The organism is Brevibacterium sp. BDJS002 (genome assembly GCF_028201555.1).
Classification (GTDB): Bacteria; Actinomycetota; Actinomycetes; order Actinomycetales; family Brevibacteriaceae; genus Brevibacterium; species Brevibacterium aurantiacum.
In genome coordinates, this window is the sequence record NZ_CP116392.1 from 1,089,414 (window position 1) to 1,104,483 (window position 15,070).

Here is a 15,070-nt window from a genome sequence, read left to right on the forward strand (position 1 = left end):
CGGTCAGTAAAATGAGAAAAACCCGCCAGATGAATCCCGAACGGCTCACTTGGAGCATCCGTTCTCACCGGCGGGTTCGTCTCAGCGCAGGATCAGGACTTCGCCACCGATTCCTCGATCTGGTCCATGACCGAAGCGTCGGCCAGGGTTGAGGAGTCACCCACCTTGCGGTGCTCAGCAACGTCCTTGAGCAGACGACGCATGATCTTGCCTGATCGGGTCTTCGGCAGTTCGGACACGATGTGGACCTTCTTCGGCTTCGCGATCGGTCCGATGTCCTTGCCGACGTGCTGACGCAGCAGCTCAGACGTCTCAGGAGAGTCTTCGACATCGTTGCCCACGATGACGAACGCAACGACGGCCTGACCGGACGTATCGTCGGCGGCACCGACGACAGCCGCCTCGGCGACATAGGGGTGGGCAACCAAGGACGACTCGATCTCGGCCGTCGACAGACGGTGCCCGGACACGTTCATCACGTCATCGACCCGGCCGAGGAACCAGATGTCGCCATCCTCATCGCGCCTGGCACCATCCCCTGCGAAGTAGGTGTTCTCGAACCGTGACCAGTACGTTTCCTTGAAGCGCTCCGGATCGTTCCAGATACCGCGCAGCATGGACGGCCATGGTTGGCGAATGACGAGGAGTCCGCCTTCGGGTCCCGCTGGGCTGTTTCCCTCATCGTCGACGACGTCGACGGAGATGCCGGGGATCGGACGCTGCGAAGAGCCGGGCTTCGTCGACATGACGCCGGGAAGCGGAGCGATCATGTGTGCGCCGGTCTCGGTCTGCCACCAGGTGTCGACGATGGGGCAGCGCTCGCCGCCGACGACGCGGTGGTACCAGCGCCAGGCCTCGGGGTTGATCGGTTCGCCGACGCTGCCGAGCAGACGCAGGCTGGAGAGATCGTATTTGGCCGGAATCTCCTCGCCCCACTTCATGAACGTGCGGATCGCCGTCGGTGCGGCGTAGAGGATCGTGGCCTTGTACTTCTCGATGATCTCCCACCAGCGGCCCTGGTGCGGCGTGTCAGGCGTGCCCTCATAGACAATCTGAGTGACGCCGGCGGCCAGCGGGCCGTACGTGACGTAGGAGTGTCCGGTGACCCAGCCGACGTCGGCGGTGCACCAGAAGACGTCGGACTCGGGCTTGATGTCGAAGACGGCCTTCATCGAATACAGAACCTGGGTGAGGTAGCCGCCCGAGGTATGCAGAATGCCCTTCGGCTTACCTGTCGTTCCCGAGGTGTAGAGGACGAACAGCGGATTCTCGGAATCGAAGAATTCACATTCGTGCTCGGGGCTCGCCTTATCGACGGTCTCATGCCACCACTGATCACGGCCCTCGACCATCTCGACGTCCTGACCGGTGCGGCGGACGACGAGCACGGTTTCGACGGGAGTGTCTCCATGCGACAGGGCCTCGTCGACGGCGGGCTTGAGGCTGGTGGCCTTGGTGCGGCGGTAGCTGCCATCTGCAGTGATGACCACTCGTGCGTCGGCATCGATGATGCGTGAGCGCAGTGCATCGGCGGAGAAGCCGCCGAAGACGACAGAGTGGGCGGCGCCGAGGCGGGCGCAGGCCAACATCGAAATCATCGCTTCCGGGATCATGGGCAGATAGATCGCCACACGGTCTCCGGCCTTGATTCCGAGGTCGGTGAGCGTGTTGGCTGCCTTGGACACCTCGGCGAGAAGCTCCGCGTAGGTGAAGGACCGGGAGTCGCCGGGCTCCCCTTCGAAGTTGATGGCAACGCGATCACCATTGCCGGCGAGAACATGGCGGTCGAGGCAGTTGTAGGCCACATTGAGTTTGCCGCCGATGAACCACTTCGCGAAGGGCGGGTTGGTCCAGTCGAGCACTTCGCCGAAGTCTTCCTTCCAGTCGACGAGGTCTCGAGACTGCTCGGCCCAGAAGCTCAGGTAGTCGGCATCGGCACGGTCGTATTCGTCGGCCTTGACGTTGGCGGCAGCAACGAACTCTTCAGGCGGGGCAAAGGATTCGGTTTCTGCAGTGCTGTCGGTCATTTTTCCCTCCGGCTTCTTTGATGGATCGAAAATTCTAGTTGCACTGTATACCCGAGCCAGGGGCTCAGGTCACCGTCGTCCGTTCGATGAACGGTGGTGTTCGGGGGTAGCAATCACTCTGCGGGTGTGCTACAGAACACACTCTATGCATCGACCCAGAACAGGGGGAGGCGTTTTCGGTGATTCACTCTTATCTGACAGGCAGCACAGAAGGAGTGCGCAGGGGGTCCTGTTCTGCAAGGATGGGGTCGGAGTCTGTCAGGATGGAAACTAGACTGACACATGGTATTTGACGACCCTGTCCCCAAACGCGACTGGAGTAAGCGATGAGTTCGCCGCAGCACCCAACTGGATCAGGTCCACAGCAGTGGCATGATCCGCACTCGCAGAATCCCGGGCCGAACAACCAACCACCCTTCGGTCAGGGGCCGGCATATGGATCGGGCCCCGCATTCGGTGCAGGACCTGATCAGCATTCATCCGGACCCGGCGGGTACGGTGGCGGACCTGTTGGTTCGGGAGGACCAGGACCTTACGGTTCGGGCCCTGGTCCGCAGAACTCAGGACCAGGACCATACGGTTCGGGCCCCGGCCCACAGAACTCAGGACCGGGACAATACGGTTCAGCACCGGGTCAGTTCGGCTCCGCGGGTCCGGCAGCACAGAAGAGTCCTCGTACCGGTCCGGGACTGCTCGGGCCGCTGACGCTGCGTGATCTGTTTCTGCTCTTCGCCGGGCTTCTCTCGTTGGTCGTCCTCTTTGTGCCGTTCAAGTCAGACGGATTCCTTTCGTGGTCGCTGTGGCATTGGACCGTCGACTCAATGGGCACTCTGACATTCGACGTGTTCGGTATCTGGTTGATCGTGGCGGCGGTCTTCGTCAGCAAATTCGGCAATGGCGGACTCAAAGTGGGTTCGCTGAGTCTTGATCAGGCGATCTCGGTCCTGTCTGGCGCCGCATTCACCTTCGCTTTCGTCCACCTGTTGACCTCGGTCCAGTTCTGGCACGTCGGGGCATACCTCGCCTTCTTTGCAGCCCTGATCGCCTTCTTCGCAGGCGTATTCACGATGCTTCCCTTCTTCAACAAGGAATTCGCGATTCGTGATGAGGTTGCCGCGCACCCGAAGGCGCGCCCTGTGACCAAGCACGTACAGCATCCCGCTCCTGTGGCGAACATGCCCGGCGGACACAACGGCCCAGGCGGATTCGGCGCCCCTTATGGCAGCCAGCCCAACGGAGGCCAGCCCAATGGGGCTTTCGGTTCGCAGGGCCAGCCAGGAGCGCCTGCGCATCCAGGTCAGCCAGGTGGCCCGGGCCAGTTCGGTGGACAGAGCCAGTTCGGTCAGCCAGGTGGACCGGATCAGTTCGGACAGCCAGGCCAGCAGGGTCAGCCGGGACAGTTCGGTGCTTCCGGAGGCTCGGGGCCAGCAGATCAGTTCAACCAGCACAACCAGGTCGGCAGCGCCGGTCAGTTTGACGGAGCAGGTCAGCCCGGTGGACCGGGCCAGGTCGACGAATTCGGCCAGAATGGCCAGCCTGATGGCCAGGACCAGTTCGGCCAGCCCATCGGGTCTGAGCAGAACAGCCCTTATGCTCCACCAGAGGAACAGGCACAGGGATCGTCGTTCGAATCCGCACCGGGGGCAGGTGAATCGGCGGATCAGGCAGTGCAGAGCACCGGGTCAGGTCAGACCTACCTGGGCGCTCAGCACTCACAGGACCCGAAGCATACGCAGAGTGAACCGACGCAGACATTCGGCTTCGGCGCTCATCGTGAAGAATCCCCGTGGAGCAATGACGGTGAGACTGCAGTGCAGGCTCCTGTGCCTGCTGACAGCTCGGGCTCCAGCGATGCTCGTATCTCGAGCGACCCAAGTGATGCGAGCGCAGACAGTTCAAATGTCAACAGCTCAAATGCAGACAGCTCGAGTGCCACCGAGTCGAAGGTCGAGAGCGGCAATGACGATTCTTCGAATGCAGGCACGGCCGCAGCCGTTGCTGGTGCGGGTGCTGTCGGCATCGGGGCAGCCGCTGCCGGAGTCGCCTCAGCCCACTCGGATTCTGACAAGGGATCGGAATCTGACCGAGGTTCAGGTTCCGACCGAGTTTCCGACACCGATCGCGGTTCGGAATCCGATCGTGGATCGGATTCGGCACTGATCTCGGATTCAGAACGTCGTCGTGGACGCCACGCCGCGCCCAACGCGGACACCGACCCCGAGTCGGAAGGCGGACCGATTGCCAGCGGGGCCGACCGAACAGCGGGCGGCTCAGACCGCACGGTGAATGCTGACCGTGAGGACACCGTCGGCCGTGGCGATCGTGCACACAACGATTCAGGTGCAGCTGTGACTTCAGACCAGGATGACTCCTCGGCGCTGACCGGTGACGATTCCGTGACTCCTGCAGAGTCCAGCTCGTTCGCCTCGAAGGTCAACGCTCATGACTCGGACACCAATGTTCGTGCCTCTGACGGAGTTGCGCTCAAGCCTGACGATGACTCGGCTGACTCCGAAGTTTCGGCCAACTCGGCCAGCCCAGCCGACTCTGCGCACGATGATCGGTCCGAGGCACGCTCGGATGCCGATGACGTTCGCCGAAACGACTCCCGCGTTGATGGCTCCCGCCCCGGGGCAACCGATGACGACGCCACTGTCGTCAACGGTCCCGCTGCAACAGGCGCTGCTGAGTCCGGGTCGGAAAGAACTGCTCACCCGGAAGCCGACGAGCCGACGCAGTATGTGCCTGTGGCCAGCTACGGCAACAGGGACTCGGCGCCTGAGCAGGCGGAAGGCCGCGGCGGAGACAACGCACGGAACGCACCTTCGGCCCCTCAGTTCGGAGGCGGCAACGCCTCATCGAATGCTGTGTCGAACGACTCCGCGGTTGATGAAGATGAGACCGTCGTCCAGAGCGCGGTTCAGCCGGGCGGCAGCCCGGACGAACGTTCGGATCGCCGGGATGAGAATCAGAACGACTCCGGTCAGGATGGCTCCGACCGCGGCTCGGGCCAGAGTGTCATCCAGGCGTTCTGGTTCGCCGTTCCCGAACCGCGCGAAGCCGTTGACGCGACCACCGGTATGCCGGTGTTCACGATCTACCCCGGTGACTGGTTCCTCGGCCTCGAAGACAACGGTTCGTGGTTCAAGGTCCGCGACTCCGACGGTCGCGAAGGACTCCTGCGCAACACCGAAGGCGTCCAGCGAGGCTGAACCCACAACGGTCGACTCGTGCGCTCGGGCTGTGGACAACACTCCGAGCGCACGCCGTCCGACCAGCTGAGCTGATTCCCTCAGCCTGAGCCCGCAAGGGTTTTGAACAGGGGAGACGCTCACGCCGACCGAAAAGGGGCGGCTCCTGTGACTTAAGTGCACAGGAGCCGCCCCTTTTGCATTCTGTCCACAGGTTCCCCTCCGGCACTGTCCTCATCCCGGGCCGGATGTCCAGGCTGTCATCATGCAGGTAGCACTCATCACCGACCTCGGCGCCATCACCGACGAATGCGCACGAGTCGCCGAAAGCATCGGCATCTCCCTCAAGGTCCTGCCTCCCGACTCGGGCGGCTGGCAGAACGCGTCTCTCATTCTCCTGGGCGAGGATGTCCGCGAAGCTCCGGCCACGGACCATGCTGATCGCATTCTCGTCGTCCTTGACGGGGATGAACCCAGCTCGGCATGGAAACGAGCGGCCCACCTCGGCGTCGAACAGTTGGCAGTCCTGCCCTCCGCAGCGGAATGGCTGAGCGGCCGCATGATCGCAGCCGTCGAACCCCCGGTGGCACCCGGTGTCACCGTCGGAGTCGTCGCCGGATGTGGAGGGGCCGGTGCCTCGGTGCTCTCCTGCGCACTCGCTCGCCGCGCAGGACCAGATGTGAGCACGGTCCTCGTCGATGCCGATCCGCTGGGCGGAGGACTCGATCTGGTGTTGGGCGCCGAGCAGGTTCCCGGACCGCGCTGGGCCGATCTCAGCGCCTCACGCGGTCAACTTCGTCCCTCGACGCTGAGCCAGGCACTGCCTCGCCACGAGGGCCTGGCGATCCTGTCATGGGGGCGCGATGACATCCTCGAGCTCGATCCCGATGTCTTCGACGACTTCCTCGCCGCCGCCGGACAGGCCTTCGACCTCGTCATCGTCGACCTGCCACGACACGCCCCACCTCAGTGGACGCGCCGCTGCCATCACGTCCTCCTCGTCTCCCCGGCACGGGTCCGCTCCGCAGTCGCAGCATCCCAAGTCGCCAAACGTCTGTCCCAATCTCACCCCGACGTTCGTCTCGTCGTGCGCGATACCGGCGCCGGAGGCCTCGACGCCGAGCTGCTTGCCGATTCCATCGGACTCGATCTTGCTGGCAGCATCCGCGACGATCGCGGCCTGTCCGCAGCAGTCGATCGAGGAGAAGGCATCCCCGGCGGGGCACGACTGGGCAAGCTCGTCGACCGGCTTCTGGGGGAGTGGGTGGAATGAGCGAATGGCTCGACGCCTCGCTCGTGGCTGAGGTCCGCAAGACTCTGCTCGACAATCCTGGGCCCGTGACGACGGCAGCCGTCGCCGAGGCGGTCCAACGTACCGGTCGGGTGCTCGGTTCCAGCGCCCTCCTCGAACTCGTGAACAGGTTGTCCGCGCAGCTGTCCGGAGCTGGACCCCTCCAATCCGTGCTCGAAGTTGCTGACACCACTGACGTCTTCGTCAACGGTCCGCGAGAGATCTTCGCCGACGTCGGCACAGGGCCCAGGCTGCTCGACCTGTCCCTGGGCTCGGAAGACGAAGTGCGCTCGCTGGCCGTGCGTCTGGCGGCACTGGGCGGTCGGCGTCTCGACGATTCGAGTCCGTTCGTCGATGTCAGACTGCCCGACGGAGTACGCATGAATGCGATCGTGCCGCCCATCTCCGGAGACCACACGACGATCTCTTTCCGCGTTCCCCGCCACGCCGGCTTCACCTTCGAACAGCTGCGCACTGGCGGGTTCATCCCTGACGACGTCCACGAAATTCTCAGCACAGCGGTACGATCCCGTGCCAACATCCTCATCTCCGGCGGTACAGGAACCGGGAAGACGGTCCTCCTCGGCGCGCTTCTGGGTCTTGTCGATTCGGATCATCGCATCGTCATCGTCGAAGACTCCCGTGAACTCATCGTCGGACACTCCCACGTCGTCCAGCTCGCCGCCCGCCAGGCCAATGTCGAAGGCGGAGGCGAGGTGACACTGACCGACCTCGTGCGCAACGCCCTGCGGATGCGGCCGGACCGCCTCGTCGTGGGGGAGTGTCGAGGTGCCGAGGTCAGGGACATGCTCACGGCGCTGAACACCGGTCACGAGGGTGGCAGCGCCACGATCCACGCGAACACCGCTGAAGCTGTTCCCAGCCGTCTCGCGGCGCTGGGAGCACTGGCGAACATGAGCCCACAGGCCGTGTTCTCACAGTTCTCGACCGCCATAGACCTAGTCATCCACTTGCGACGGGTCGGCGCGGACCGAGGAATCACGGAACTGGCGATTCCCACCCGGGAGAGCAGCAGCGGAGTGACGATGGAGCCTGTGTGGGGTCGACCATCTCCGCTGTCCGAGGGGACTTTCAACCGTCGGGCCTTGAGTCGGTTCGAAGCCGTGCTCGAGCAGAAAGCCGCCTGATGGTCACCGTCATCGCAGTGCTCGTGGCGTTGAGCGTCATTCTCAGCGCACCGCTGGACCCGGCTTCGCGACTCCGGGATCTGCTCCGCACCCGCACCACCAGCAACGAGCCCCGCCGAGCTGGGCGGCGTGCCAAGGAAGATCCTGAGCAGGAGAAGCTGTGGGCCATCTCTGCGGTGGAGAACTGTGCACATCTGCTCAAGGTGGGAATGACTCCGCAGGCAGTGATGGCGACCCTGAGCAGGCAGAACGCGCAGCTGGCACCGATTTCGCGAGCGATCTCACTGGGCGAGGAACCCGGCCGAGCCATCGCCACCAGAGGAGCCGACCTGCCGGGCGCAGCCGCCGAGGTGTTCGCCGGCATGTCATCCGTGTGGACCGTGTCTGAACGATCCGGGGCACCCGCCGCCGACATGATTCTGCGCTATGCGCGGGCACAGCGCAGCGCTCTGGACGCCGATCGGGAGAGACACATTGCGATGGCCGGGCCCAAGGCGACAGTCCGAGTCCTCAGTTGGCTGCCGCTGATCGGCGTCGGTCTCGGTCTGCTCATAGGCGTCAAACCAGCAGAGCTGTTCTCAGGACTGCCCGGCCAGCTGAGCATCGGCGGCGGCATCGTTCTCTACCTCCTTGGACGCTGGTGGATGAGACGGATGATGGTACGAGCGGAGGCCTGATCGGCATGGTTGCACTCCTCGTGGGAGTCCTCATCGCATTCGGAGTTCTGCTGTGGTCGGGCAGATCCGATGGTCGGCTGCGGCGTCTGTTGGACGTGCCGGGACAGCGTCGGCGACATGGTGTTGAACTGTCCAAGGCGGAACTGCAGAGAGAATCTGGCGCCTCGCCGCGGGTGGTTGATGACCTGCTCGCCTTCGACCTTGATCTTGTGGCTATCTGCCTCACCTCCGGACTGCCGATCCCGGTCGCCCTGGCGTTGACCGCAGAGGCGACAGGGGACCGGTCGGGCCTGGGCCGGGCCGCACGGTCCATGACGATCGGAGGTCAGGAGCTCTCAGCTGATGACCGACTCCTGCCCGTCCTCGAGGTCTTCGAATTCTCCGAGCACACCGGAGTCGGGCCCGCCCCACTCATCGAGTCCGTCGCGAAGGAGCTGCGGGATTCCTCCCGTCGACGCAGGCAGGAAGCGGCTGCGGCTCTGGGCGTGAAACTCGTCGTGCCGCTCGGAGTCTGCATCCTTCCGGCCTTTCTGCTGCTCTCTGTCGTTCCCGTGGTCATATCACTGCTGTCGGACCTGACGACTGTGTTCTTCTGACCGATCCCGCCCTGCGTTCCGGTCGACTCAGGCATTTGCTGACTGAGCGTTCAGCCGGCCTTGGTAAAGTCGAGGAATGGCACCGGTTACGCCCTTCAATCAACTGTCCAACGTCGAACAAGCCGAAGAATACGCCGAAAACCTCTTCACAGGTCGACACGTACGGCTCCGTCCACTGCAGGAAGACGATCTTCCCTACCTTGAACAGTGGTGGTTCGACCCCTCGATCGTGGTCCTGCAGAATCACACTGTCCTTCCACGTCCCGAAGGCGGCGTCTCCGAACAGTTCTCACTGTGGAGCGCAAACAAGGACACCGACGCCGTCGGCTTCAGCATCGAGCTGCTCGAAACCGAGGAGTTCGTCGGCCACGTGACACTCTTCGCGCGGAGCTCGGTCAACCAGTCTGCCACCCTGGCAATCGTCCTCGGCCCGGAATTCCACGGTCGCGGCTACGGCTCCGATGCTGTGAGGCTGGGCATCAAGTACGGTTTCCTGCAGCTGGGACTCAATCGTATCGAGCTGCAGACCTGGGCATTCAACACCCGAGGCATCGCCTCCTACACCAAGGCCGGATTCGTCGAAGAAGGACGCCGTCGTGAGGCTGTCTTCTTCAACGGCCGCCGTCACGACGAGGTCATCATGGCGATCCTCAAGGAGGAGTGGGCCGGGCGAGGCTGACGCTCTGACCCACACGCTCGCGGTCTCATGGGCCGAGCAGGCTGCTTCGTGAGCCGTGCCGAGCCGAGAGCCGACTCGAGTGCGCAAGCCTGTTGATTTCGGCACCACTCGAGTGCGTTTGAGCTGTGGACGGTCACTGTCTATCCACAGCCCGATTGTCGACTCTCGACGTGGGTGTGCGTCTCATCCAACACTGAAACTCCCTTCGCAGACCGCGAATGGGGGCTTCAATGAGGAGGAGACTATGAGCATAGGAACAACGACGAAGGACTGCGACGGTCCGCCCTACCCGCAATGGGGTGAGGCACGCCGCGTCGACACCAAGGACATCGACTCGGATTCCGATACTGGTGCGGTTGACAGCAATGCTGAAGAACCGTTGCGCGGCGACGGGACTCCGGAACAGTGGGGCCCAGATGCGGGAGCGACGACCGCAGAGTATGCGATCACCACGCTTGCCGCCTGCGGGTTCGCCGCACTGTTGGTCGTCATCTTGAAGTCGGAACCGATCAAGGAACTCGTCACCGGCGTGATCCAGACGGCCCTCGGCCTCGGAGCCTGACATGACGACCGGATGCTCCTGTGAACCGCGACGATCGAAGCGGCACCGGGACGCGGGAACGGCCACCGCAGAGTTCGCCGTTGTCATGCCCGCCATCGTGCTTCTCATCGTCGTGCTTGCAGGGGCAGCCGCCGTCGGCTTCTCACAGCTGAGAGCCTTCGACGCAGCCAGATCTGCGGCCAGGGAGATCGCCCGCGGGGAACCACAGGCAGCGGTCGTCACCGAAGCCAAGAAGCACGCCGGGCAAGCCTCCGAGGTGTTGGTGCGCTCCGAGGGCGGATACTCGACGGTGACCGTGACCATCGAACTTCCCGCAGCGATCATCTTCCTCAACGAGGTCGAGGCGGCTGCAACGGCGCGAACAGAGGGAGACCGCTCCTCCACCAGTGAGGCTCAGAGCCTGCCTGCAGCAGGAGCCCTGTCGTGACGAACATCGTTGTCGGCCTGTGTTCAATGATCCTGGTCCTCGTCACCGCCATCGGCGGACTCAGCCAAGCCTTCGCCGCCCACAGCACCGCGCAGAGTGCGGCCGACCTTGCGGTGCTCGCGGCAGCCGACGCGGTTCGCGGACTTGCCACGGGCGAACCCTGCGACATCGCCAAGCAGGTCGCTCGGCGCAATGGTGCAGTCGTGAGCGACTGCCGAGCATCAATGTCAGAACAGAGCGCCTATGTTCAGGTCGAGGTTGAGATCCCAGGACCGCTGCCGAAAGTGAAGGAGAAGGCCGTGGCCGGGAAGTAGAACGGGCCGTCAGCTCCGAGGGAGAGCCTCAGCCCAGGACTGCTCTCAGCAGTCGCAGGGCCGCATCCTTCTCCAGGGGTTCATTGCCGTTGCCGCACTTCGGTGACTGCACGCACGAGGGACAGCCGTCGACACATTCGCACGCGGCGATCGCATCACGGGTCGCTGACAGCCACCCCTCGATGACCTCATATCCGCGCTCGGCGAATCCAGCCCCACCGGCCAGGCCGTCGTAGACGAAGACGGTGGCCATGCCGGTATCAGCGTGCAATGCGGTGGAGACACCGCCGATGTCCCACCGGTCACAGCCGGCGAACAGCGGCAGGAGACCGATCGAGGCATGCTCGGCCGCGTGAACGGCACCGGGCAGATCGGCGTGGATAATCTCAGCCTCGTCCAGCAGCGTCTGCGGAATCGTCCACCACACAGCCTTCGTCTGCAGATTGCGTTCGGGCAGATCGAGCTCGTGCTCGGCGATGATCGCACCACCGCGCTTGGCTCGCATCCGGTAGGCGATGACGTGGTCCTTGACGTCGACGGTTCCGCTGCACACAGTCACCCCAGAAGACAGAGTCCGCTGCTGATCGGTGTCAACAATGTCGATCTCGGTCTGTGACCTGGCCTGCGTCGTGTAGTCGACGTCGGTCCGCTCGACGAGCGCAACATGATCCTCGAGATCAAGCTCAAGGACAGTGAAGTCCGCGCCCTGATGTGTATAGACGGCCCCTGGGTGAGCGCCGGTGAAGGCCCCGGACTCGTCAACGGTTCCCAGCAGTGCACCGGTGCTGGCCTCGACGAGACGGAACTGACCGCCCCCGCTGCCACGGATATCGGACATGTCCGCCGCGGACGAGTCCTTCGCCCAGAACCACCCGGTGGGCCGGGCTCGCAGAAGCTTGCGTTCGACCAGGTCTGCGAGAACCTCGGTGGAGTTCTCGGGGAAGTGGACGAGATCCGATTGCTGCAACGGAACTTCCGCGGCCGCGGCGCACAGGTGCCCGCTCAGCACGTGCGGATTGCCGGGATGGATGACTCCCGCATCGACGGGAGCATCGAAGATGACCTCGGGATGGTTGACGACGTAGGTGTCCAGCGGGTCGTCACGGGCGATGAATACCGCCATCCACCGCTGTCCCGCACGCCCGGCCCGACCAGCCTGCTGCCACAGCGATGCCAGGGTTCCTGGCCACCCGGAGATGATGACGAGGTCGAGGCCGGAGATGTCGATCCCGAGCTCCAGTGCATTCGTCGACGCCACCGCCAACAGTCGACCTGAGCGCAGTGCGGACTCGAGCAGCCTGCGCTCCTCGGCGAGGTAGCCCCCGCGATAGGCCGCAACCTTGTCCTTCAGTGAGTCATCGACCTGGCCCACCTGGTCTCGGACCGTTGATGCCAGAGCCTCGGTGCCCCGGCGGGAGGCGATGAATGCGATCGACCGGTACCCGGCGCACATAGCGTCGGTGAGGATGTCAGCGGCTTCAACCAAACCGCTGCGGCGCTCGCCTCCAGGGGAGACCGGGGGCTCCCACAGTGCGAAGCTGCCCGAAGCGCGAGGAGAGGAATCCTGGCTCACCGCGTGGACGCTGCGTCCGGTGAGTTTGGAGAACGCCTGATCAGGGTTCGCCATCGTCGCGGAGGCCCCGATGACCACGGGATGAGCCCCATAGTGGGCGGCGATGCGCAGCAGGCGGCGCAGGATCAGTGCGACGTGGGAGCCGAAGACTCCGCGGTAGCGATGAGCTTCGTCGATGACGATGTAGCGCAGCGATTTGAAGAGCCGGGAGAAGCGTTCGTGCTGCGGCAGGATCCCGCGATGAAGCATGTCCGGATTGGTGAAGATGATGTTCGCATGCCGCCTGGCCCAGTCCTTCGACTCCTGCGAAGTATCCCCGTCATAGGTGGCCGGGCGCATGCCTTGGACGATGAGCTTCTCCAGATTCGCCAACTGGTCTGCCGCCAAAGCCTTGGTCGGTGCGATGTAGATCGCCGAGGAGGTGCGCAGCTTCGCTCGGGTGGCCTGAATGGATTCGAGGACCGGCAGCCAGAATCCCAGGGATTTCCCCGAGGCGGTCGGAGTGGCGATGACGACGTCGGAGCCTTCGCGCGCGGCCTGTGCGGCTTCGAGCTGGTGATCCCACAGCTGATCCACGCCGATGGCGTGGCAGGCATGTTTGAGTTCCTCGTCGATCCAGTCCGGCCAGGCCGACTCATGTTCGAAGCGCTGTGGAATATCGCGCACGTGGACGATCCGTTCATCCCTGGCACCGAATCCGGTGACGATGTCGAGAAGAGCAGAAGAGGCCATGGCCTCAATTATGGCGCAGTCGGGGTCATCGGGGTGCAGTCGTTAGGATTTGGGTGTGAGTGAACTAGACATGACCCTCGTGGCAGACCGTCTCTATCGGGCCGGATACACCGTGCCCCGACTGCGCCAATTGTGGGGCGAGCCCATCGCCTCGGCGGTGGTACGCAACAATGCGGCACCGGCGATCCACTACTGCCAGAAAGTGCTCAACTCCGCGGAGGCGCAGGAGCCATTCGACCAGAATCTGGCGGCCCTGGCCCTGCTCTTCCACTTCCATCGTGACGTCAGCAACGAAACCGCCCGTGCCGCTCTCGGCGACGATGCGTTCGACGTCGCCGTCGACCGGGGACTGCTCGTGGCCGGCACGCATGACGCCACCGACAAATATGAGGTCGCCGAGGTGGGGGATGCAGGATCCGTGTCCGCGCCGTTTGCGATCACTCCCTATGATCTGCCGGTCGGAGTTCCGCGCGGCTTTCGGCCCGGTGACGAGAATCTCTATCTGGTCAGCGACCACGGGACACTCATCAATCCCGATGTCCTCGACGGCGACTTCGTACTCGGACTCGGTGGGGCAGGACGCACCCTCGTATCACTGACACCTCGCGACCAGGTCAGTGTCTCCGCCGACATCGGCACCGGGTGCGGGATCCAGGCCCTGCTTCTGGCCCGCCACAGCGACCGCGTCATCGCCACCGACATCTCGGAACGGGCCCTGCACCTGACGGGGCTCAGCGCAGAACTCAACGGGGTGGGCAATATCGAACTCCGGGCGGGATCCATGCTCGAACCACTGCACGAACAAGTGGATCTGCTCGTATCCAACCCGCCCTTCGTCATCACCCCGCGCACCAACGTCACCACCTTCGAATACAGAGACGCAGGGATGACCGGCGACCGGCTGGTCCGGTCTCTATTCACTGCGATTCCCGACTCTCTCCAACCGGGCGGACGCTCAGTATGCCTCGGGAACTGGGAGACCACCTCGGCGAGGGAAGCAGGGCCAGAATCCTGGGTCATGGACCCGGACACCTCGGTGCTCGTCATCGAACGGGAGGGACTTGACCCCATCGCCTACGCGGAGACATGGATCCGCGATGGGGGCATCCCACGTGCCAGCGAGGAATGGAACGCTGCGACCGCAGCATGGATGGACGACTTCGCATCCCGAGATGTGAGCGAGGTCGTCTTCGGCTATGTCATCATGCATAAGCAGTCGGCCTCGGCTGAGGACGATCACGGCGACGAAGCTGCGCAGGCGACAGGTAACGATGTCCCAACGATTGCCGACCACGCGGGTGCCGGTGACTCTTCACCGTCGTCCTCAACGTTCAAGACCACGGTCAGGACCACCTCGGCGATTGCGAACAACCCGCACGGGCTCGGACAGTTCGTCGCCACCACGTTCGCGCTGAGGTCATGGCTGGCAACCGCCGGGGCCGAGGAGATCGCAAACACCGTATTCACCCGTTCCCCGGACCTCGTCGAGCACCGCCACCATGTGCCCGGAGAATCGGATCCGAGCTCGATCACCTTGGAGCAGGGGATCGGATTCGGGCAGGTCTTCGACCTCGACACCGCCCTGGCAGGATTCGTCTCCGTCGCCGACGGCAGCCTGAGCCTGAGGCAGACCGCGGTGGCTCTGGCCCAGCTGCTCGACGTCAATCCGACCGCGCTCGAAGACCAGCTCATCGCCCAGGTGAGGCAGCTCGTCGCCGCCGGTGCGCTGCTGCCCGTGAACGGTGGAAACCTGGAATAACGGTAGTATCGAAAACCGTTGCCGTTGAGGTTCACTGCATCAACCCGATGCAGGTAGAGCACGAACATCAGTGTTACATTGGGCCGGATCGTCC

The 15,070-nt window shown here is 63.8% G+C and carries 12 protein-coding genes; 10 read left to right on the forward strand and 2 right to left on the reverse strand.

Translation table 11 applies throughout. The features are described 5' to 3' along the window. Positions 1-92 precede the first annotated feature (92 nt). The gene (acs, locus tag PGC08_RS05065) at positions 93-2,027 is read right to left on the reverse strand and encodes an acetate--CoA ligase (protein WP_193069717.1); all 1,935 of its coding nucleotides are present in this window, start codon (positions 2,025-2,027) and stop codon (positions 93-95) included. Between the two features lie 821 nt (positions 2,028-2,848). Here acs and PGC08_RS05070 point away from each other — a divergent pair. From PGC08_RS05070 to PGC08_RS05110, 9 genes are all read left to right on the forward strand, one after another. Beyond that, on the forward strand, positions 2,849-5,239 hold the full coding sequence (locus PGC08_RS05070; RefSeq protein ID WP_096160256.1) for a hypothetical protein: 2,391 nt from the start codon (positions 2,849-2,851) through the stop codon (positions 5,237-5,239). 244 nt (positions 5,240-5,483) lie between these two features. Next, positions 5,484-6,491: a septum site-determining protein Ssd gene (gene ssd, locus PGC08_RS05075; protein ID WP_069599643.1), complete on the forward strand. Its 1,008-nt coding sequence runs from the start codon at positions 5,484-5,486 to the stop codon at positions 6,489-6,491. Next, positions 6,488-7,657: a TadA family conjugal transfer-associated ATPase gene (locus PGC08_RS05080; protein ID WP_009883355.1), complete on the forward strand. Its 1,170-nt coding sequence runs from the start codon at positions 6,488-6,490 to the stop codon at positions 7,655-7,657. Before ssd ends, PGC08_RS05080 begins: the two co-directional genes overlap by 4 nt. Further along, positions 7,657-8,334 (forward strand): type II secretion system F family protein, encoded by a 678-nt coding sequence (locus PGC08_RS05085; RefSeq protein WP_271709663.1) that lies wholly within the window; start codon positions 7,657-7,659, stop codon positions 8,332-8,334. Before PGC08_RS05080 ends, PGC08_RS05085 begins: the two co-directional genes overlap by 1 nt. Before the next feature lie 5 nt (positions 8,335-8,339). Further along, the gene (locus PGC08_RS05090) at positions 8,340-8,930 is read left to right on the forward strand and encodes a type II secretion system F family protein (RefSeq protein WP_271709664.1); all 591 of its coding nucleotides are present in this window, start codon (positions 8,340-8,342) and stop codon (positions 8,928-8,930) included. A 76-nt stretch (positions 8,931-9,006) separates the two neighbouring features. Further along, positions 9,007-9,609, forward strand: a complete 603-nt coding sequence (locus PGC08_RS05095; protein WP_096146620.1) for a GNAT family N-acetyltransferase — start codon at positions 9,007-9,009, stop codon at positions 9,607-9,609. A 244-nt stretch (positions 9,610-9,853) separates the two neighbouring features. Then, the gene (locus tag PGC08_RS05100; protein WP_009883359.1) at positions 9,854-10,171 is read left to right on the forward strand and encodes a DUF4244 domain-containing protein; all 318 of its coding nucleotides are present in this window, start codon (positions 9,854-9,856) and stop codon (positions 10,169-10,171) included. 1 nt (position 10,172) lies between these two features. Beyond that, positions 10,173-10,598: a TadE family protein gene (locus tag PGC08_RS05105; protein WP_009883360.1), complete on the forward strand. Its 426-nt coding sequence runs from the start codon at positions 10,173-10,175 to the stop codon at positions 10,596-10,598. Next, positions 10,595-10,912 (forward strand): Rv3654c family TadE-like protein, encoded by a 318-nt coding sequence (locus PGC08_RS05110; RefSeq protein WP_009883361.1) that lies wholly within the window; start codon positions 10,595-10,597, stop codon positions 10,910-10,912. Before PGC08_RS05105 ends, PGC08_RS05110 begins: the two co-directional genes overlap by 4 nt. Positions 10,913-10,940: 28 nt before the next feature. Here the strand turns inward: PGC08_RS05110 and PGC08_RS05115 are convergent, their stop codons facing one another. Continuing rightward, the gene (locus tag PGC08_RS05115; protein WP_271709665.1) at positions 10,941-13,217 is read right to left on the reverse strand and encodes a DEAD/DEAH box helicase; all 2,277 of its coding nucleotides are present in this window, start codon (positions 13,215-13,217) and stop codon (positions 10,941-10,943) included. Between the two features lie 55 nt (positions 13,218-13,272). Here PGC08_RS05115 and PGC08_RS05120 point away from each other — a divergent pair, with 55 nt between their 5' ends. Next, on the forward strand, positions 13,273-14,976 hold the full coding sequence (locus tag PGC08_RS05120; protein ID WP_271709666.1) for a class I SAM-dependent methyltransferase: 1,704 nt from the start codon (positions 13,273-13,275) through the stop codon (positions 14,974-14,976). Positions 14,977-15,070 lie beyond the last annotated feature (94 nt).